Annotated in this window: 15 protein-coding genes; 4 read left to right on the forward strand and 11 right to left on the reverse strand. The window is 72.5% G+C overall.

What is annotated here, in order from left to right; translation table 11 throughout:
- Positions 1–68: 68 nt before the first annotated feature.
- Both ABD371_RS27170 and ABD371_RS27175 read right to left on the reverse strand, forming a co-directional pair.
- Positions 69–1,817, reverse strand: coding sequence for an IucA/IucC family protein (locus ABD371_RS27170; RefSeq protein WP_344482403.1), 1,749 nt, complete (start codon positions 1,815–1,817; stop codon positions 69–71).
- 50 nt (positions 1,818–1,867) lie between these two features.
- Positions 1,868–3,247: a diaminobutyrate--2-oxoglutarate transaminase family protein gene (locus ABD371_RS27175; RefSeq protein ID WP_344482271.1), complete on the reverse strand. Its 1,380-nt coding sequence runs from the start codon at positions 3,245–3,247 to the stop codon at positions 1,868–1,870.
- 327 nt (positions 3,248–3,574) lie between these two features.
- Between ABD371_RS27175 and ABD371_RS27180 the strand changes: the two genes are divergently transcribed.
- On the forward strand, positions 3,575–4,750 hold the full coding sequence (locus ABD371_RS27180; RefSeq protein WP_344482274.1) for a trypsin-like serine peptidase: 1,176 nt from the start codon (positions 3,575–3,577) through the stop codon (positions 4,748–4,750).
- Positions 4,751–4,844: 94 nt separating this feature from the next.
- Here the strand turns inward: ABD371_RS27180 and hflX are convergent, their stop codons facing one another.
- The 5 genes from hflX to miaA all read right to left on the reverse strand — a co-directional run bounded on the left by hflX (position 4,845) and on the right by miaA (position 11,890).
- On the reverse strand, positions 4,845–6,359 hold the full coding sequence (gene hflX, locus ABD371_RS27185) for a GTPase HflX (RefSeq protein WP_344482277.1): 1,515 nt from the start codon (positions 6,357–6,359) through the stop codon (positions 4,845–4,847).
- A gap of 187 nt (positions 6,360–6,546) precedes the next feature.
- Positions 6,547–8,115 (reverse strand): M1 family metallopeptidase, encoded by a 1,569-nt coding sequence (locus ABD371_RS27190; RefSeq protein WP_344482280.1) that lies wholly within the window; start codon positions 8,113–8,115, stop codon positions 6,547–6,549.
- Between the two features lie 65 nt (positions 8,116–8,180).
- Complete coding sequence (locus tag ABD371_RS27195; protein WP_344482283.1) at positions 8,181–10,160, reverse strand: HD domain-containing protein; 1,980 nt, start codon at positions 10,158–10,160, stop codon at positions 8,181–8,183.
- Positions 10,161–10,406: 246 nt separating this feature from the next.
- A complete protein-coding gene (locus tag ABD371_RS27200) occupies positions 10,407–10,847 on the reverse strand; it encodes a hypothetical protein (RefSeq protein WP_190125134.1) in 441 nt (146 codons plus the stop codon).
- 104 nt (positions 10,848–10,951) lie between these two features.
- Entirely contained in the window at positions 10,952–11,890 is a 939-nt protein-coding gene (gene miaA / locus ABD371_RS27205; RefSeq protein ID WP_344482286.1) for a tRNA (adenosine(37)-N6)-dimethylallyltransferase MiaA, read from the reverse strand.
- A gap of 183 nt (positions 11,891–12,073) precedes the next feature.
- On the opposite strand from miaA, the gene ABD371_RS27210 reads away from it, so the two are divergent.
- Both ABD371_RS27210 and ABD371_RS27215 read left to right on the forward strand, forming a co-directional pair.
- The gene (locus ABD371_RS27210) at positions 12,074–12,364 is read left to right on the forward strand and encodes a hypothetical protein (RefSeq protein WP_344482289.1); all 291 of its coding nucleotides are present in this window, start codon (positions 12,074–12,076) and stop codon (positions 12,362–12,364) included.
- Positions 12,365–12,385: 21 nt separating this feature from the next.
- Entirely contained in the window at positions 12,386–12,631 is a 246-nt protein-coding gene (locus ABD371_RS27215; RefSeq protein WP_344482292.1) for an antitoxin, read from the forward strand.
- A gap of 126 nt (positions 12,632–12,757) precedes the next feature.
- Here ABD371_RS27215 and ABD371_RS27220 read toward each other — a convergent pair whose 3' ends face one another.
- The gene (locus ABD371_RS27220; protein ID WP_344482295.1) at positions 12,758–13,468 is read right to left on the reverse strand and encodes a class III extradiol ring-cleavage dioxygenase family protein; all 711 of its coding nucleotides are present in this window, start codon (positions 13,466–13,468) and stop codon (positions 12,758–12,760) included.
- A gap of 82 nt (positions 13,469–13,550) precedes the next feature.
- The gene (miaB, locus tag ABD371_RS27225; RefSeq protein WP_344482298.1) at positions 13,551–15,071 is read right to left on the reverse strand and encodes a tRNA (N6-isopentenyl adenosine(37)-C2)-methylthiotransferase MiaB; all 1,521 of its coding nucleotides are present in this window, start codon (positions 15,069–15,071) and stop codon (positions 13,551–13,553) included.
- Between the two features lie 228 nt (positions 15,072–15,299).
- Here miaB and ABD371_RS27230 point away from each other — a divergent pair, with 228 nt between their 5' ends.
- Positions 15,300–16,298, forward strand: a complete 999-nt coding sequence (locus ABD371_RS27230) for a TAXI family TRAP transporter solute-binding subunit (RefSeq protein ID WP_344482301.1) — start codon at positions 15,300–15,302, stop codon at positions 16,296–16,298.
- 25 nt (positions 16,299–16,323) lie between these two features.
- On the opposite strand, the gene ABD371_RS27235 is transcribed toward ABD371_RS27230, so the two are convergent.
- Both ABD371_RS27235 and ABD371_RS27240 read right to left on the reverse strand, forming a co-directional pair.
- Positions 16,324–17,709: a sensor histidine kinase gene (locus tag ABD371_RS27235; protein ID WP_344482304.1), complete on the reverse strand. Its 1,386-nt coding sequence runs from the start codon at positions 17,707–17,709 to the stop codon at positions 16,324–16,326.
- 8 nt (positions 17,710–17,717) lie between these two features.
- Positions 17,718–18,422, reverse strand: a complete 705-nt coding sequence (locus tag ABD371_RS27240; protein ID WP_344482307.1) for a response regulator transcription factor — start codon at positions 18,420–18,422, stop codon at positions 17,718–17,720.
- Positions 18,423–18,869: the final 447 nt, after the last annotated feature.

The following is an 18,869-nucleotide window of genomic DNA, read 5'->3' on the forward strand; positions in this document are numbered from 1 at the left end:
CGGGCCGGGGAACGGGCCCGGTGGTCGCGGGGTGCGTCGCATCGGGCGGGGACGGCGGGAAGGGCGGTTCAGCGGTGGAGGGGGTTGGTCAGGGTGGCGTAGACGGACTGGTCGGCGACCGGGCCGACGAGTTCGTCGAGACCGTGCGCGCGCGTGAGCAGATTGGCCTTGGTACGGAGGGTGCGGGCGTCGAGGAGTTGTGACGGCAGTGGGGAGCCGAGGGTGGTGGCGGAGGCGAGGAAGCGGCGGAAGGCGGCGATGAGGACTTCCTCGTCGGCCAGGCGCTGCGAGCCGAGGGCCCCGATCAGTCCGAGGACGTTGTTGATGCCGAGGTAGTAGGCGAAGCGCTCGTCGGCGACCTCGTCGGGGACGAAGGTGTCACTGAGCGAGCCGATACCGGGAAGGCGGTGTTCGAGTTCGGCGCGGCGGGACTCGCGGAAGTAGTAGCCCTGGTTGTCGCGGTAGCGGCCACCGGTGGGCCAGCCTTCGGCGTCGAGGACGACCAGGGTGTTCTGCTGGTGCGCCTCGAGGGCGATGCCGGCCGCGCCGTCCAGCCAGAGCACCGGCCGGACCACCTGTTCGAGGTAGCGCAGGAACCACTCGGTGGCCACCACGTCGGCGCGCCGGTCGCCGGCGGCCGTCAGCCGGGCGACGATGTCGGCGAGCCGGGAGCGCATGCCGGTGCGGCCGGGCCAGGGGCGGAGGGCGGTGAGCGCGGCGACGCAGACGACGTCGTCCCGGGGGGCGAAGGGCTGGTGCCGCATCAGGACGTCGAATCCGGGGACGGGGCCGCCGTGCATCGGGTCGATGTCGGCGGTGGTGACGGCGAGCCAGGCGGGGTCGCGCACGATGTCGAAGCCCGGGTGGGCGGCCCGCCACCGGGCGGCGAGGCCGGTGAGGAGGAGCCGGTGGACCTCGACACCCCGGTGGAGTTCCTTGTGGAGGTTCTCCCGGCGGGAGTTGGTGATGCGAAGACCGAGGGAGAGCTTCAGCATGACCGGGGTGCCGGGGCGGTGCACGGTCCGGACGGATGACGTCGGATGCCAGGCCGCCCCGTGGGGGCCGAGATCGTGCAGCAGGCCGTCGTCGAGAAGGGAGAGGACATCGGGGCGCCGGACGAGTTCGCGGGCCTGCCAGGGGTGCAGGGGGAGGGCGACGGTGTGTTCGGGCAGCGAGAGCCCTTCGCCGAGCCGGGCGGTGAGCCGCTCCGCCGTCAGGGGCCGCCGCTGTTCGGTCCAGGCGGAGTCGCCGGTGGCCACAGCACGGTGGACCGCCATCCAGTGCAGGGGGAAGGAGCCGCGCGACTCGGGCGAGTACCGCAGAGTCTCGGCGTCGGAGAGCCCGTCACGGCTCTTGGGGGTGGGGTGCAGCGGATGCCCGAGGACGAGGGACTGTTCCCCGACGTGGAAGCGCCCCGTGCCGGGGGGCGGGACGGGATCGGCCCGGCGTTCCGCGATGAAGACGGAGGTGTGGCGGACCGAGTTCGCGACCCGCTCCACCAGGTCGCTCCCCTCGGCGGAGCCCGCTTCCCGGCCGAGGAGGGCCGCGAGCGTCACCGCGTCGACGGCGGGCGCGCAGGGAGGCGCTCCCTCCGGGAGGGGCGCGGCGAAGCGGTGGGTTCCGCTCGGTGACCAGTAGCGGACGGGGACCAGGAGGGCGGTGCCGGTGGCGGGCAGGGGGATGCGCAGGACGGGGCCGGCGGGCCGGCCGATGTCGTGCTCCCGGACCCAGCAGCGCAGCAGGTTCTCGACCCCCGCCGCGTCGGCGGCCCGCCGGGGGTCCGGATCGTCGAGGGGGTCGGCGGCCGGTCGGTCCATGAGCTGCGGGGGCACGGGAACGCGGGGCTCGAGGGACGCGGGGGCGGCGCTCACCGCAGCGCTCCCCGGGGAGCTTCGGGACGGCGGGTGATGGTGCGCTCCGCAGCCTCCAGCGCGTCGGCGAAGCGGTCCAGGACGGCCACGGCCTGTTCGTCGGTGAGCGTGAGAGGGGGCAGAAGGCGTACGACGGCCGAGTGACGGCCGCCCAGTTCGATGATGAGTCCCCGCTCCAGGCACTCCTGCCGGACGGCCAGGGCGAGTTCGGGGGCGGGCGGCGGGGTCGGGGCGTCGGCTGCCGTGGCGTCGGGGTCCACGAGTTCGACGCCGATCATCAGGCCCCGGCCTCGTACCTCGCCGACGCGGGGACGGGCGGCGGCCAGTTCCCGCAGCCGGCCGAGCATCCGGTCGCCGAGAGCCGCCGCGCGGTCGGCGAGCCCGTTCTCGCGGACGAAGGCGAGCGTGGCCGCGCCCGCCGCCATGGCGAGCTGATTGCCGCGGCAGACGCCCGGCCCGGCGTCCGGCCGCCGGCTGTCGAGCGCGGAACGGTAGACGATCACGGCCAGGGGGAGGGAGCCGCCGATCGCCTTGGAGAGGACCATCACATCGGGGACGACGCCGCTGTGCTCCACCGCCCAGAAGGCTCCGGTCCGCCCGACGCCCGTCCACACCTCGTCGGCGACCAGAGGGATCGAACGAGCCTCGGTGATCTTCCGTATCCTGCGCATCCAGAGGTCGGGGGCGGGGAACACACCGCCTTCCCCCTGTACGGGTTCCACGATCATCCCGGCCGGTGCGGGCACCCCGCTCCCGGGGTCGTCGAGCAGGCTCTCGGTCCACCGCGCGCCCAGTTCCGCGCCGCGCTCCCCGCCGACGCCGAAGGGGCAGCGGTAGCTCTGCGGAAAGGGCAGCCGGGTGATCCGGCTCCCGGTCGCCCCGCCGGGGGCCTCCGGCGCTCCGGCCGTCGTGCCGCGGTGCGCGCCGGTGAAGGCGAGCAGACCGTCGCGGCCGGTCGCCGCGCGGACGAGTTCGATCGCCGCTTCGACCGCGTCGGTGCCGGCGGGCCCGCAGAACCGGATCCGCGCGTCGTCGGCGAACTCGCGCGGGAGGGTGGCGTACAGCTCGGTGGTGAAGGCGTCCTTGACCGGTGTGGCGAGATCGGGCGCGTGCAGCGGGGCCCCGGAGTCGATGACCTTCCTGACCGCTTCGAGGACCACGGGGTGGTTGTGCCCGAGCGCCAGGGCACCCGCCCCGGAGAGGCAGTCCAGATAGCGGCGGCCGTCCGCGCCCTCGATCGTGAGCCCCCGCGCCCGCACGGGCACGATGGGCAGCGAGCGGGCGTAGGTGCGCGCCGAGGGTTCGCGCAGCGACTGCCGGCGCAGAATCCCCTCGTGTCCGGCCGACGGCGCGGAAGCGGGTTGGGTCAGAGCCACCTGTCGGTCCTCCAGCGGTCACTGTCGCGCCGGCACGGGCACGTCCGGCGTCACAGGGGTACGTCCGGGCCCGCTCACGCCGGGGCGCGCCTCCCGTGTTCCCCGTCCGTACCAACGACGCGGCGGGCCCCGGATCACGGGCAGTCCGAAGATCCTTGCGGGAGCGGAACCACGGACCCGCCGGGTGCCGTCCCCATCGGCACCGGCATCCTGGGGCCGTGTTCATTGAGCGGACGCCGCTGTGCGGGGTTCGCGGCGGTACCGGGGAGGCCCGGTACCGCGGTTCAGCGGCACGGAAACCTATGAAGCTCCAGGGGGATTCACGACATGCGACCCATTCGCCCGACGATGGCGGCGGCCTCGATCGCCGCGGTGCTCGCGCTGGCGGCCACCGCCTGCGGTCCGAGCGAGGACAACGCGGGCGACAAGCCGAGCGCCTCAGCCTCCCAGGGCGGCGAAGACAGGATCACCATCCCGGAGGAGCTGAAGGACAGGCTCAAGGAACACGGGATAGACGTCGACAAGTGGCGGAACGGCGAGTGGAAGAACTGGGACAAGGACACCTGGCTGCGCGAGGCCCAGGACTTCGTCAACCCCATCATCGAGGATCTGTGGGACCCGGACCGGATGCGTGAGGCGGAGACCCCGCCGGAGCGGCCGGTGGACAAGGACATCTCGGGCGACGACGGCGTCACCGACCCCACGCCCGCCCCCGTGAAGGCGCAAACGGTGAGGGCCCCCTACCGGGCGAACGCCCCCGAGGCCGGGAAGGTCTTCTTCGACGGCCCCGAGGGCTCGATGGTCTGCTCGGCGACCGTGGTCCAGGACCCGGCCAACCCCGGCAGGTCCAATCTGGTGTGGACGGCGGGGCACTGTGTCCACGCCGGGAAGAAGGGCGGCTGGTACCGCAACATCGCCTTCGTCCCCTCGTACAACGACAACGCCAGGTCCACCGCCGAATTGCAGGGCACGCCGAAGGCGGAAGTGGCTCCGCACGGGGTGTGGTGGGGCGACTGGGTGAAGACCTCCGAGCAGTGGATCGCGCAGGGTGCCAAGACCGGCGGCCAGGGCGCTCCCTTCGACTTCGCGGTCATCCACGTCACCCCGGAGAAGGGCCGCTCGGGCACTTCGCTGGAGGAGACCGTGGGCTCCGCGCTGCCGGTCGAGTTCGACGCCCCGGCCGTCTCGGAGATCGCGAGAGTGACGGCGACCGGCTACCCGGCCGCCGCGCCGTTCGACGGTGAGCGGATGTTCCAGTGCCCGGACCGGCCGGGACGGCTCTCGGTGAAGGCCGACGAGCCGACGATGTACCGCATCGGCTGCACCATGACCGGCGGTTCGTCCGGCGGCGGCTGGGTGGCCGAGGGCCGCGACGGGGAACCGGCCCTGGTGTCCAACACCTCGATCGGCCCCCTCGCCGCCGGCTGGCTGGCCGGTCCCCGGCTCGGCGACGAGGCGCAGGCGGTCTACCGGGCGGTCAGCGAGAAGTTCGCCGGACGGTAGAGCCCGGCGCGCCGCGCGACGGCGAACGGCAGCGGCGCCCACCCCCTCTCGCCGAGGGGGCGGGCGCCGCTGTTGTCGATACGGGTGCGCGCGGTCAGTGGGCGACCGGGACGAACGGCGCGAGCGCCGCCGCCAGCTCCTCGTGGACGCGTGCCTTGAGCAGGGTGCCCTCGGAGGTGTGCTCCTCGGAGAGGACCTCGCCGTCGGCGTGGACCCTGGAGACCAGACCGCCGTGGGTGTACGGCACGAGCGCCTCGATCTCGACCTCGGGCCGGGGAAGCTCGGCGTCGATGAGCGCGAGCAGCTCCTCGATGCCCTCGCCCGTCCGCGCGGACACCGCGATCGCGTGCCGCTCGATGCGCAGCAGGCGCTGCAGCACGAGCGGATCGGCCGCGTCGGCCTTGTTGATCACCACGATCTCGGGCACGTCGATCGCGCCCACGTCGCGGATCACCTCGCGCACGGCGGCCAGCTGCTCCTCCGGGGCGGGGTGCGCGCCGTCCACCACGTGCAGGATCAGATCGGAGTCGCCGACCTCCTCCATGGTGGAGCGGAACGCCTCGACCAGGTGGTGCGGCAGATGCCGGACAAAACCAACGGTGTCGGCCAGGGTGTAGAGCCGCCCGCTGGGCGTCTCGGCCCGCCGGACGGTCGGGTCCAGGGTGGCGAACAGGGCGTTCTCCACCAGGACTCCGGCGCCGGTGAGGCGGTTGAGCAGCGAGGACTTCCCGGCGTTGGTGTAACCGGCGATCGCGACCGAGGGCACCTTGTGACGCCGGCGCTCCTGCCGCTTGATCTCGCGGCCGGTCTTCATCTCCGCGATCTCCCGGCGCATCTTCGCCATCTTCTCGCGAATCCGCCGCCGGTCCGTCTCGATCTTGGTCTCACCGGGGCCTCGGGTGGCCATGCCGCCACCGCCGCCGCCACCCATCTGACGGGAGAGCGACTGACCCCAGCCGCGCAGCCTGGGCAGCATGTACTGCATCTGCGCCAGCGCCACTTGCGCCTTGCCCTCACGGGACTTGGCGTGCTGGGCGAAGATGTCGAGGATGAGGGCGGTGCGGTCGACCACCTTGACCTTGACGACGTCTTCGAGGTGGATCAGCTGTCCGGGGCTCAGCTCGCCGTCGCACACCACGGTGTCCGCGCCGGTCTCCAGGACGATGTCCCGGAGTTCCTGGGCCTTGCCCGAGCCGATGTAGGTGGCCGGGTCCGGCTTGTCACGGCGCTGTACGACGCCGTCGAGCACCTGGGCTCCGGCCGTCTCCGCGAGCGCGGCCAGCTCCGCGAGGGAGTTCTCCGCGTCGCGCACCGTCCCCGAGGTCCATACGCCGACCAGCACGACGCGCTCCAGGCGCAGCTGCCGGTACTCGACCTCGGTGACGTCCTCGAGTTCGGTGGAGAGGCCGGCCACGCGCCGCAGCGCGGCGCGCTCGGCGCGGTCGAGCTGCTCGCCGTCCCGCTCTCCGTCGACATCGTGGCTCCAGGCGACGTCCTCTTCCATCAGGGCGTCGGCCCGGAGGCCCTCGGCTCGCGGCTGGGCCGAGCCCTGCGCGCGCTGCTCGTCAAAGCTCTGCTCGTCCTGGGAAGGGGAAGAAGAGGAGGTCATTGGATCCTTACGTCGATGGGTCATTCCGGGTCGCGCCGGACCGGTGATCCGGTGCGCCCCGCATCAGTCACAACGCGTGACGGTCTTCGATGATTCCCGTGGGACACGGTCATCGGAATCCCGCCGTCGCGGCGTCGCCGACGTCCTCGATGGTCCCACGGTGGCCAGGGGGCCGTCACCCCGGTTTTCACGGTGCGGTCGCGGGCGGGGCGTGATGTCCGGCCCCGGCACCGGGGCCGCCGCTGCCGCTGCCGGCCGGGGCCGGGCCCTTGGTCTTCGCCGGGGCCGCGCTGGTCCAGTCCGGATGCCCGGGCATCGGCGGGGTGCGCTCCCCGTACAGCCATCCTCGGAAGAACGCGGTGAGGTCCCGCCCGGCGATCTCGGAGGCGAGCCGGGTGAAGTCGGCGGTGCTCGCCGTGGAGTCGCGGTGGTCGCGCACCCAGGCCCGTTCCAGCCGGTCGAAGGCGTCCTCGCCGATCGTCTCGCGCAGGGCGTACAGGACCAGCGCGCTGCCGTCGTACACCACCGGCCGGAAGAGGCTGATCTTCTTTCCGGGAGCGGGGGGCTTCGGCGCGGCGGGCGGGCCGCCGTCGGCCCTCCACTGGTCGGAGCGGCGGTAGGCCTCGCGCAGCCTGGTCTCCATGAGGTGGCCGGACTTCTCCTCGGCGTAGAGGGCCTCGTACCAGGTGGCGTGTCCTTCGTTCAGCCAGAGGTCGGACCAGCCGCGGGGCGAGACGCTGTCGCCGAACCACTGGTGGGAGAGCTCATGGACCATGATCGAGTCGACGTACCACTCGGGGAACGCCTTATTGGTGAAGATCCGGCGTTCAAACAGGGACAGCGTCTGCGTCTCCAGTTCGTATCCGGTGTCGGCGTCCGCGATCAGCACCCCGTAGTTCTCGAAGGGGTAGGGGCCGACCTTCCCCTCCATCCAGCTCAGCTGCCCGGGGGTCTTCCGCAGCCACGGTTCCAGCCTGGTGAGGTCCTTGGCGGGAACCACGTCGCGCACCGGCAGCCCGCCCGGTCCCTCGCGGGTGGGGACGGCCGAGGAGCCGATGGAGACCTGTGCCAGCTCGGTGGCCATGGGGTGCCGGGTCCGGTAGGACCAGGTGGTGGTGGGCCCGTTCTCCCGCTTGGCGACGCGCTCGCCGTTGGCCACCGCCGTCAGTTCGCTGGGCGCGGTGACGTGGAAGGTGAAGTACGCCTTGTCGGCCGGGTGGTCGTTGGAGGGGAAGACCCGGTGGGCGGCGTCCGCCTGGTTGGCCATCGCGAGCCCGTCGCGGGTGATCACCCAGCCGCCGGCGTCCCCCCGGGGATCGCTGGTGTGCTCGACCGTGATCCGTACCCGGGAGCCCGCCTCGACGGGCAGGAAGGGACGTACGACGAGGTCCTCCTCTGCGGTGGCGAACTCGGCGGGGAGGCCGTTGACCTTCACCGCGCCGACCGTGCCGTGGGTGAAGTCCAGATTGATGGTCTCCAGCCGCTCGGTGGCCCGTGCCTCGATCCTGGTGACGGCGTCCAGCGGGGTGGTGTTGCCGCCGTAGGTGAAGGCGATGTCGTACGCCACCACGTCGTAGCCGGGGTTGCCGAGGTACGGGAAGAGCGCGTCGCCGATGCCGAGGGGCGCGGGGGCCGGCGGGGGCGCGGCGGCGATCAGGGTGGCCGAGGCGACCGCCAGCACCGCGGCGCGGAGCCCGCGCCGGGACCCGGGGGCCGGGGATCGCCGCGCGGGCGAGGGGGTGGGATCGGGCAGCATGCACTACCGCTACCAGTGCGCGCCGCGCCGGTCGTGGCGGCGCGCGCCGCGCCACCCGAACGGGGTCAGCCGGCCGCCGCCGGATGCTGGGTGCGGCTCACGTCGTACACCCCCGGCACATCGCGCATGGCGCGCATCAGGGCGGAGAGTTTGGCCGCGTCCGGCAGTTGAAGCGTGTACGTGTGCCTTACCCGCTGTTCGGTGGGCGGCTCCACGATCGCCGAGACGATGGCGGCGTCCTCGGCGGCGATGGCTTCGGTGAGGTCGGCGAGGAGCCGGGGCCGGCCGAAGGACTCCGCGACCAGGGTGACCCGGCAGCCCCCGGCGTCGTCCTGCGGGCCGGGGGCGGCGTCCTCGGCGGCGGGGCGCTCGGGGCCGTGGGTGAGGAGCGCGGGCCGGCGGGGCGCGGTCGCCGGGGGCCTGGTGCCTTCCGGGTGGGCCTGGAGCCAGGTGGTGATGGCGATCCGGGCGGCGGGGGTGCGCGCGTGGTCGAGCCACTCCGGGGAGGGGCCGGAGGCCGCGTCCTGGGCGTCCGGCCCCTCCCCGGAGGAGCCCTGGGCGGTGTCGTGGCGGCCGTCGTGGGCGAGCAGCAGTTGCACGGTGTCGCCGTCGCTCAGCTCGGTGCTCAGCGTGGCGAGCCGTCCGTTGACCCGCGCGCCGATACAGCAGTGGGCCTCTTCGCCGTACTGCGCGTAGGCGGCGTCGACACAGCTCGCGCCCGCGGGCAGGCCCAGGGAGCCGCCGTCGGCGCGGAAGACGGTGATCTCGCGGTCCTGCGCCAGGTCGGCCCGGAGGGAGGTCCAGAAGGCGTCGGGGTCCGGTGTCGACTCCTGCCAGTCCAGCAGCCGGGAGAGCCAGCCGGGCCTGGTGGGGTCGGCCCGCTCGCCGTCGGCGGGCTCCGCGCTCTCCACGGGGACGTAGGGGTTTCCGAGGGCGATCACTCCGGCCTCGGCGACCTTGTGCATCTGGTGGGTGCGGATGAGGACTTCGGCGACCGTTCCGCCGGGGCCGGCGACGGCGGTGTGCAGCGATTGGTAGAGGTTGAACTTGGGGGCGGCGATGAAGTCCTTGAATTCGGAGATCACCGGGGTGAAGCAGGTGTGGAGTTCGCCGAGGACCCCGTAGCAGTCGGCGTCCTCGCCGACCAGGACCAGCAGCCGGCCGAAGTCGGTGCCGCGCAGTTCGCCGCGTTTGAGGCTGATCCGGTGGACGGAGACGAAGTGGCGCGGTCTGATCAGCACTTCGGCGGGGATGCCCGCTTCGCGGAGCACGGTACGGAAGCCCTCGGCCATGGTGTCGAGTGCCGCGCCGCCCGCGGCGTTCTCCTCGATCAGCAGCCGGGTCCGCTCGTACTCCTCGGGGCGCAGGATCGCGAAGACGAGATCCTCCAGCTCGGTCTTGAGCGCCTGTACGCCGAGGCGCTCGGCGAGCGGGATGAGGACGTCGCTGGTGACGCGGGCGATACGGGCCTGTTTCTCGGGGCGCATCACGCCGAGGGTGCGCATGTTGTGCAGCCGGTCGGCCAGTTTGATCGACATCACCCGGACGTCGTTGCCGGTGGCGACGAGCATTTTGCGGAAGGTCTCGGGTTCGGCGGCGGCCCCGTAGTCGACCTTCTCCAGTTTGGTGACGCCGTCGACGAGATACGCGACCTCGTCGCCGAAGGCGGCCGTGACCTGATCGAGGGTCACCTCGGTGTCCTCGACGGTGTCGTGGAGGAGTGAGGCCGTCAGGGTGGTGGTCTCCGCGCCGAGTTCGGCGAGGATGAGGGTGACGGCGAGGGGGTGGGTGATGTACGGCTCGCCGCTTTTGCGGAACTGTCCCCGGTGGGACGACTCGGCCAGGACGTAGGCCTGATGGAGGGTCGCGAGATCGGCGTCGGGGTGGTGCGCGCGGTGCGCCTCGACGACATGCCCGATCGCGTCGGGCAACCGGTCGCGGCCGACGGGTCCGAGGAGGGCCGCGCGGCCCAGCCTGCGGAGGTCGATCCTGGGACGGCCGCGCCTGCGGCTGTGGGCGCCAGGGTTGGCGGCCTCTGCACTCATGGGGGGGACCTCCGGGCGGCATTCGACCGGCGGTGGGAAGAGCAGGCGTGCCCTCCGGGCCGGTGCTTGATGCTACCGAGCCCACCACGTGGAGCAGTCCCGCTCTCGCCGAGCGTGAAACGGATCACCCATTCGAGCGAAGCTCTATAGGGCCGCGAATGAGCCGCTCACCCTGTGTGGTGACCGTGGGCGGGACCGCGATCGCCCGGCCTGGCGGCGTAAGGCGGGAGCGGTCGGGAGGGTGGATCAGCGCAGGCGGGCCACTCGCCAGACGGCGAGCGCGACCAGCAGGGCGGCCACTCCGACGTACAGCGCGAGGACGCGCCAGTCGGGGCGCTCCCCCGTCCCCCGGGCCGGCAGCCCGGGCCAGGTGTGGCCGACTCTGCGGGCGGCCATCACCCCCCAGCCGGCGGCGCAGCAGCTGATCAGCAGGCCGAGCATGGCGACGACCGCGCCACCGCCGGTGCTGAAGGCGAGGGGGAAGCCGAACATCAGGGAGCCGACCGCGGCGAGGATCACGATGGGCGCGAGCTGCCAGATGCGCAGTCTGCGCGGCGGGCGCAGCTCGACCTCGACCTCGCCCGGGAGGGCTCCCTGGTCCTCGGGGCCGTCCGGGCTGAGACCGGGCGCGCCACCGCTCGCCGTGCCGCGCTGTTGCTGGTCTGTGTCGTGAGGGCCGGCCTCCATCGCCACGCGCCCTCCCCACTCGGACTCCACAGTCGATCGTCTCGATGATGGCACGGCCCGGAGCGCTGGCATGACGGGCAGGGCGTCCCGATGCCATCACGTGATCAGGCTGTAACCGCTCGTTCGATCAACGTCAGCGCCTGCCCCGGAAGTTCCCCGCGGTCGGCGACGGCTCCACTGAGCCAATGCACCCGTGGATCCTTCCTGAACCATGAATCCTGGCGGCGCGCGAAGCGTTTGGTGGCGCGCACGGTCTCGGCGCGCGCCTCCTGTTCGGTGTATTCGCCCGCCAGCGCCTTGAGGATCTGCTGGTAGCCGAGGGCGCGTGACGCCGTGAGCCCCTCGCGCAACCCCTGTGCCTCCAGTGCGCGGACCTCGTCGACGAAACCGTCCTCCCACATCCGGTCGACGCGCCGGGCGATGCGCTCGTCGAGTTCGGGCCGGGCCACGTCGACGCCGATCTGGACGGTGTCGTAGACGCTGTCGTGGCCGGGGAGATTGGCGGTGAAGGGCTTGCCGGTGATCTCGATCACTTCGAGGGCGCGGACGATGCGCCGGCCGTTGCCGGGGAGGATCGCCCGCCCCGCCCCGGGGTCGGCGGCGGCGAGCCTGGCGTGCAGCGCGCCGGGGCCCTCGGCGGCGAGTTCCGCCTCCAGCCGGGCGCGGATCGCGGGGTCGGTGCCGGGGAATTCGAGGGTGTCGATGGCGCCGCGCACATAGAGGCCGGAGCCGCCCACGAGGACCGGGGTGCGTCCCTCGGCGAGCAGCCGGTCGATCTCCGCCCTGGCGAGCCGCTGGTACTCGGCGACATTGGCGGTCTCGGTGACGTCCCAGACGTCGAGGAGGCGGTGGGGGACGCCGCCGCGTTCGCCGGGCGTCAGCTTGGCGGTGCCGATGTCCATCCCCCGGTACAGCTGCATGGAGTCGGCGTTGACGACCTCGCCACCCAGTTGCCCGGCGAGGAAGACGCCCAGATCTGACTTTCCGGCCGCGGTGGGACCGACGACGGCGATGACCCGCGGTGCGGGAGCTGCACTTCTCACCGCCCCAGTCTCGCAAACCCGCGGCGATGTCCCCGAACGAGCGAGGTGACGGCACGGCGGGGGCTTCGTTGGCTGTTGCGAGGTTCCGAACGCCGGTTTCCCGACCGGCACCCCGCCGACGCGGCAGCAGCGCACCGCGGGCGGCGCGGAACATCACTCACACGAGTAGGCTATGGAGTAAATATGGGTGTGTTTGCACGGTTCCTTCGTCGGTCCAAGGGTGCCAAGGCCACCGAGGACGCCTCGGCCGGGGAGAAGACCGCCGGCAGTCCCGCGGTGGAGCCCGAGGCCGGGAGCGAAGAGAAGCCCGAGGCGTCGAAGGACGCGTCCGGGGAGAAGGCGGCGGCCGGGGCCACCGAGGCCGATGAGGCCGAGGGGCCGGCGGCCGTGGTCTCCGAGGGGGTGGAGATTCCCCGGCAGCAGTCGGCCGGGGAGGCCGCGGACCGCGAGGCCGGCGAGGGCGCCCGTAAGTAAGTCCCACGAGAAAGGTGCCCCATGGGCTTCATGGACCAGCTGAAGGCCAAGCTCGCCCCGGCCAAGGAGAAGGTTACGGACCTGGCACAGCAGCACGGGGACAAGATCGGGCAGGGCCTCGACAAGGCCGCGCACGCGGTCGACGCCCGTACCAAGGGCAAGTACACCGACAAGATCGAGTCCGGCACCGGAAAGGCCAAGGAAGCGCTGGACCGTATCGCGCACAAGGACGACGGCGGTACGCCCCCGCCGCCGCGCGCTTCCTGAACACGGGCTGACCGCCTCGGCGGTCGGCCGACGCCGGACGGCAGTGGAGCAGCACGCTCCGCGGCCGTCCGGCGTTTCGTGTGTGCGGGGTCCCTCGGGCCCCTCGGGCCGCGCCGTTCCCGTCGCTCAGGACCAGGCGGCCACGGTGTAGCCGACGCCGTAGGGGGCGTCGGCGTAGAGCAGCCGTCCCGCGAGCCCGGCTCCCTCCGCCGCTCCGGCGAGCACCTGCCAGGCGGACCGGCCGGCGGCCTGGAGTTCGTACGCCAGGGTCGTGTCCAGGGCGGCGAGCGCGGCGGTGTCCGCGTCCCCCAGGGCCCTGGTGGCGAGCGCGTCGAAGTCCTCGGCCCGCTCGTCGAGATAGCCGGGGGCCTTCAGACTGCGGCAGGCGCTGCCGTCGCCCATCGCGAGCACGGCCACGCGTTCGGCGCGTTCGCCGATCTCCCGGCCGGCGGCGAGGGCGGGGGCGGGTGCCATGTCCCGCGCCACTCCCAGGCCCTCGACGGGCGAGGCGGCCCAGCCGGCCCGGTCGAGCAGCCAGGCGCCGACGGTGAGGGAGAGCGGCAGGGGCCGCTCCCGGGCCGGGCCCGGTCCCAGGAGTACGCCGAGGTCCACGCCGAAGCCCCGGAAGGAGCCGGCCGCCCCGGTGCGGTGCGTGCCCGGGCCCGCCGTCCCGTCGGCGGGGCCGACGACGACCAGCAGATCGGGCCGGGAGGCGGCGAGCACGCCGACGGCGTCGGCGCAGGCGGCCCTGGCCGCGTCCAGTTCGGCGGCCGCGCCCGCGGCGATCTCGGGCACGAGCAACGGCGGACAGGGGCACACGGCGGCGGCGACAAGCATGATCCGCAGCCTAGTGCCCGCCCCGCCCTCCCCTTCCGGGGGTACGGGCGGGTACGGGCGAAAGGACGGTCGCGGGGCGCGGTCAGCCGATACCGCACGCCGGGGCGGCGGCGGCCGGGAGGGGTGCGGGGACGCCGATCTGCGGCAGGCCCAGCATCACTCCGGCGGGCTTGGCGGCCGGGGCGTCCTGGCGCTTCTGCCAGGCGTCCCCGGCGCGGGTGCGGCGCACCGCGCCGGCGGGTCCCTCGGCGAGCAGATGGTGCGGCGCGGCGTAGGTGATCTCGACGGTCACCACGTCGCCCGGGCGGACTTCCTGGTCCGGCTTGGTGAAGTGGACCAGCCGGTTGTCGGGGGCCCGGCCGGAGAGACGGTGGGTCGCGCCGTCCTTGCGGCCCTCGCCCTCGGCGACCATGACGTCCAGGGTCCGGCCGACCTGCTTCTTGTTCTCGTCCCAGGAGATCTCCTCCTGGACGGCGACCAGGCGTTCGTAGCGCGCCTGGACGACCGCCTTGGGGATCTGGCCGTCCATGGTGGCCGCGGGGGTGCCGGGGCGCTTGGAGTACTGGAAGGTGAAGGCGTTCGCGAAGCGCGCCTCGCGGACCGTGTGCAGCGTCTGCTCGAAGTCCTCCTCGGTCTCGCCGGGGAAGCCCACGATGATGTCGGTCGAGATGGCGGCGTGCGGGATGGCGGCGCGGACCTTCGAGATGATCCCGAGGAAGCGCTCCTGCCGGTAGGACCGGCGCATCGCCTTGAGCACGGTGTCCGAGCCGGACTGGAGGGGCATGTGCAGCTGCGGCATCACATTCGGCGTCTCGGCCATGGCCGCGATCACGTCGTCGGTGAAGTCGCGCGGGTGGGGCGAGGTGAAGCGGACGCGCTCCAGCCCCTCGATCTTCCCGCAGGCGCGCAGGAGCTTGCTGAAGGCCTCGCGGTCGCCGATGTCGGAGCCGTACGCGTTGACGTTCTGGCCGAGCAGGGTGATCTCGGAGACGCCCTCGGAGACCAGGGCCTCGATCTCGGCGAGGATGTCGCCGGGGCGGCGGTCCTTCTCCTTGCCGCGCAGCGCGGGCACGATGCAGAAGGTGCAGGTGTTGTTGCAGCCGACCGAGATGGAGACCCACGCGGCGTACGCGGACTCACGGCGGGTGGGCAGGGTCGAGGGGAAGGCCTCCAGCGACTCGGCGATCTCGACCTGGGCCTCTTCCTGGACCCGGGCGCGCTCCAGGAGGACGGGCAGCTTGCCGATGTTGTGGGTGCCGAAGACGACGTCGACCCAGGGGGCCCGGGTGACGATGGTGTCGCGGTCCTTCTGGGCGAGGCAGCCGCCGACGGCGATCTGCATGCCGGGACGCCGTGTCTTCATCGGGGCGAGACGGCCGAGGTTGCCGTAGAGCTTGTTGTCCGCGTTCTCCCGGACGGCGCAGGTGTTGAAGACCACCACATCGGCGTCGCCGTCGGCCCCCGCGGGTGCGCGGACATAGCCCGCGCCCTCCAGCAGACCGGACAGGCGTTCGGAATCATGGACGTTCATCTGGCACCCGTAGGTGCGGATCTCGTAACTGCGCTGAACGTCCACTGCCTGGCTCCGGTCACTGCTGGTCATGTGACAAGGGTAGGCGGTACGGGGGACAGCTCCGGCCCCGGAGCCCGGACCTGCGGTGATACCCCGGGATACCGCGCGATACCCCCTCGGCCGGGAGACCGGCCGGGCCGTCCGCGCACCGGCCGGGCCCGGGGTCCGGCCGCGTCCGCCGGAGGCCGTATTCCGCTTCTGGCGTGCACTGGACACGGCCCTGGCCATCGCGGGAAGCGACCTGGCAGGATCGCAAGCATGTTCCAGGCCCTGTCCCGCCCCGCCCGCCGTCGTGCCCTCCAGGCCTCGACGGCGGTGGCGGTGCTGCTCGGGCTGCTGCTCTGGTGGCTGTTCCCCATGGGCGACCCCCGGCCGGCGGGCACGGTCACCTTCAGCACCGGCCTGCAGAACGGGGTGTACCAGCGGTACGGCGTCCTGCTGAAGGACGCGCTCGCCAGGGATCTGCCCGAGGTGGACATAGAGCTGCGGACCAGCGAGGGCTCGCAGCAGAATCTGGCCAGGGTCGCGGCGGGCGAGGCGGATTTCACCATCGCCACGGCCGACGCCGTCGCGAAGTACGCGCAGGACGGCAGGCCGGGGGCCGACCGGCTGCGCGGCTGCGCCCGGCTCTACGACGACTATGTGCAGCTTGTGGTGCCCAAGAACTCGCCGGTGAAGAAGATCGGGGATCTGCGCGGCAGATCGGTGGGCGTCGGGCCCGACGGCTCGGGGGTCCGGCTGGTCGCCGACCGGCTGCTGGCCGCCGCGGGGCTCGACCCGGCCCAGGACATCACGGCCGTGCCGGCCGGGATAGACACCGTTCCGGGGCTGCTGGAGGGGGGCGATCTGGAGGCCTTCATCTGGTCGGGCGGACTGCCGACCGGAGCCGTGCAGAAGCTGTCGGAGCGGCTGCCGATCCGGCTGGTGCCCCTGGAGTCCGATCTGATCGACAAGGTGCACGCCACCAGCGGACCCGCGAGCTACTACCGGCTGGCCGTGATGCCGCCGGACGCCTACGCGGAGGCCCAGAGCAGGCTGTCGGTGTCGACGATGGCGGTGCCCAATCTCCTGGTGACCACGGACCGGATGGACGCGGCGATGGTCGAGGGCTTCACCCGTACGGTGATCAAGAGCAGGGACCGCATAGGCAAGACGGTCCACCCCGCGCAGCTGGTGGACCTGCGGACCGCGATCTACACGGACCCACTGCCGCTGCACGAGGGGGCGGCCCGCTACTACGCCTCGGAGAAGCCCTGACCGGCGAAGCCGGGGCCACCCGGGCTCAGGGGGCCGTGCGGGGCACGGTGACCGTCACCCTCAGGCCGCGCGGCTCGTGGTGGGCGTAGGAGATTCCGCCGCCGCCGGCCGAGAGCAGGGCGCGTGAGATGGACAGCCCCAGCCCCGAACCCTTGACGTTCTGGTGCCGGCCGCTCCGCCAGAAGCGGTCGCCGACGCGGGAGAGTTCCTCGTCGGTCAGGCCCGGGCCGCCGTCGGTGACCACGATCGAGCAGAGGGGGCCGTCCGAGGTGACGGACACGGTGACCTCCGCACCGCCCGGGGTGAACTTCAGGGCGTTGTCGATCACCGCGTCCAGGGCGCTGGAGAGCGCGATCGGATCGGCCCAGGCGGTGACCGCCGCCTTCGGACCGACGAGCAGGACGCCCTTCTCGTCGGCGACCGGACGCCATGCGGCGACCCGTTCGGCGGTGAGTTCGCCCGCGTCGACGAGTTCGAGGGAGGCGGAGGTGTGCTCGGCCAGCGCCAGATCGAGGAGATCGTCGAGGACCTGTGCCAGCCGCATGCCCTCGGTGCGGACGGAAGCGATCTCCTGATTGCCCTCGGGGAGTTCGAGGGCGAGGAGTTCGATCCGCAGCAGCAGCGCGGCCAGCGGATTGCGCAGCTGGTGGGAGGCGTCGGCGACGAAGGCCCGCTGTTGTTCGAGTACTTCCTCGACGTTGTCGGCCATCTCGTTGAAGGAGCGCGCCAGCCGGCGGAGTTCCGGCGGGCCGCTCGCCGCCGCGACCCGGGAGTTCAGCTGCCCGGTCGCGATGTCGTGCGTGGCGGCGTCCAGGACGCGTACGGGCCGCAGTACCCAGCCGGTGAGCCGGAAGGCCGCCCCGACCGCCACCAGCATCGCCGCGGCCTCCCCCGCGACGATCAGCAGCCAGCCGTTCAGAATCCGGGAACGCAGCTGTTCGGTGGGCGAGTCGGTGAAGACGACGGCGACGACGTCGCCGTCCAGCACCACGGGGGACGCGACGACCAGCCGGCCGTCCGACTGCCAGGGCCACACCTGTGGCGGATCCTGACTGCGCCGTCCCGACAGAGCCTCCTGGAACGCCTTGGCCCCCTCTCCGGCGACAGGCACGGACCAGCCCTCGGGCGAGCGGGCCGTCGTGTCGCCGTCCCGGTCGAAGACGCCGGCGCTGATGCCGTAGGTGGCGTTGTAGCGGTTGAGCTGCTCCTGAAGCGTGGAGCGCCGCTCACCGCGGCTGTCGTCGCCCTGGACGAACTGCGCCAGGGCCGCGAACCGCACGGTGTCGTCGATGCGGTCCACGACGACCCGCTGCTGCTGCGCGGCGGCGACGCTCACGGCGAGCGGGAAACCGAGCGCGAGCAGCACGCCCGCCATGAGGACGATGAGCAGGGGAAGGAGTCTTGTGCGCACGGGCAGGTTCAGGCGGTCGGCACGACGAGTCGGTAGCCGACGCCGCGCACGGTCTCGATCAGGGTGGGCAGGTGGAGTTTGGAGCGCAGCGAGGCGACATGCACCTCCAGGGTGCGGCCGGTCCCCTCCCAGCTGGTGTGCCAGACCTCGCTGATGATCTGCTCCCGGCGGAAGACGACCCCCGGCCGCTGGGCGAGCAGCGCCAGCAGGTCGAACTCCTTGCGGGTGAGCTGTACGGCCTCGCCGTGGACGCTGACCCGGCGGGTGGGCAGTTCGATGGTCATCGGGCCGAGGCGCAGCCCGTCGTCCGGCACCGCTCCCGAGGGGTCGTCGCCGGTGACGGTGCGCCGGCTGACTGCGTGGATACGGGCCAGCAGTTCCCCGGTGTCGTAGGGCTTGACGACGTAGTCGTCGGCCCCGAGGTTGAGCCCGTGGATCCGGGAGCGCACGTCGGACCGGGCCGTCACCATGATCACCGGAGTTGTCGTGATCTTCCGGAGCTTGCCGCACACCTGGTAGCCGTCCTGGTCGGGCAGGCCGAGGTCGAGCAGGATCACACCGAACGGCGGCTTGCCGGGATGCGTCGCGGGCAGGACGGCGTGCAGCGCCTCCTCGCCGTTGCGGGCGTGCACCACGTCGAAGCCGTGCCGGGCGAGCACCGCGGACAGGGCCGCGGCGACATGGTCGTCGTCCTCGACGAGCAGCAGCCTCATGGCCCCCCTTTTCGGGTCGTGCGATCGGTCATCGGTCGGTTCACGCCGGTGCCGGCGCCGTGCCTTGTACGAAGGCCTGTACGAAGGCCTTGTACGAAGAGTGTGCGGGATCGGGCCGCCCCCGTGCCCGTTCCGATGCGGTCCGGTCCCGGTTCCGGTGGCCCGGTTCCGGGCGGTCGGCCCCGGCGCGGGCGCGCTGCGGCCGTACTCCAGTGTGCGGTGCGGCCGGCGTCTCCGGGCACCATGGCATCAAGGCCGATGCGCGCCGGGCCAGTCAAGAGACATTCGCCCGCCCGCCGCTTTCCGTTACCCACCCGGTACGCCGCGGGCCATCCCCTTCACCCATCGTGTCCACGCGAAGCCAGATCGTTATCCTCAATTTCCGCTCAGATGTAATGACGCTGGTCGCACCGTCTCACTACTGTCCTCCCAACCGAGGAGGACGGA

The sequence above is a fragment of the Streptomyces amakusaensis genome, from assembly GCF_039532665.1.
Lineage (GTDB): Bacteria > Actinomycetota > Actinomycetes > Streptomycetales > Streptomycetaceae > Streptomyces > Streptomyces amakusaensis.

Coding starts and splice junctions, on each gene's coding strand:
- ABD371_RS27170 (WP_344482403.1), bottom strand. CDS start 1,817: ATGGACCGACCGGCCGCCGACCCCCTCGACGATCCGGACCCCCGGCGG.
- ABD371_RS27240 (WP_344482307.1), bottom strand. CDS start 18,422: ATGAGGCTGCTGCTCGTCGAGGACGACGACCATGTCGCCGCGGCCCTG.
- ABD371_RS27200 (WP_190125134.1), bottom strand. CDS start 10,847: ATGGAGGCCGGCCCTCACGACACAGACCAGCAACAGCGCGGCACGGCG.
- ABD371_RS27230 (WP_344482301.1), top strand. CDS start 15,300: ATGTTCCAGGCCCTGTCCCGCCCCGCCCGCCGTCGTGCCCTCCAGGCC.
- ABD371_RS27210 (WP_344482289.1), top strand. CDS start 12,074: ATGGGTGTGTTTGCACGGTTCCTTCGTCGGTCCAAGGGTGCCAAGGCC.
- ABD371_RS27180 (WP_344482274.1), top strand. CDS start 3,575: ATGCGACCCATTCGCCCGACGATGGCGGCGGCCTCGATCGCCGCGGTG.
- miaB (WP_344482298.1), bottom strand. CDS start 15,071: ATGACCAGCAGTGACCGGAGCCAGGCAGTGGACGTTCAGCGCAGTTAC.
- ABD371_RS27195 (WP_344482283.1), bottom strand. CDS start 10,160: ATGAGTGCAGAGGCCGCCAACCCTGGCGCCCACAGCCGCAGGCGCGGC.
- hflX (WP_344482277.1), bottom strand. CDS start 6,359: ATGACCTCCTCTTCTTCCCCTTCCCAGGACGAGCAGAGCTTTGACGAG.
- ABD371_RS27220 (WP_344482295.1), bottom strand. CDS start 13,468: ATGCTTGTCGCCGCCGCCGTGTGCCCCTGTCCGCCGTTGCTCGTGCCC.
- ABD371_RS27215 (WP_344482292.1), top strand. CDS start 12,386: ATGGGCTTCATGGACCAGCTGAAGGCCAAGCTCGCCCCGGCCAAGGAG.
- ABD371_RS27190 (WP_344482280.1), bottom strand. CDS start 8,115: ATGCTGCCCGATCCCACCCCCTCGCCCGCGCGGCGATCCCCGGCCCCC.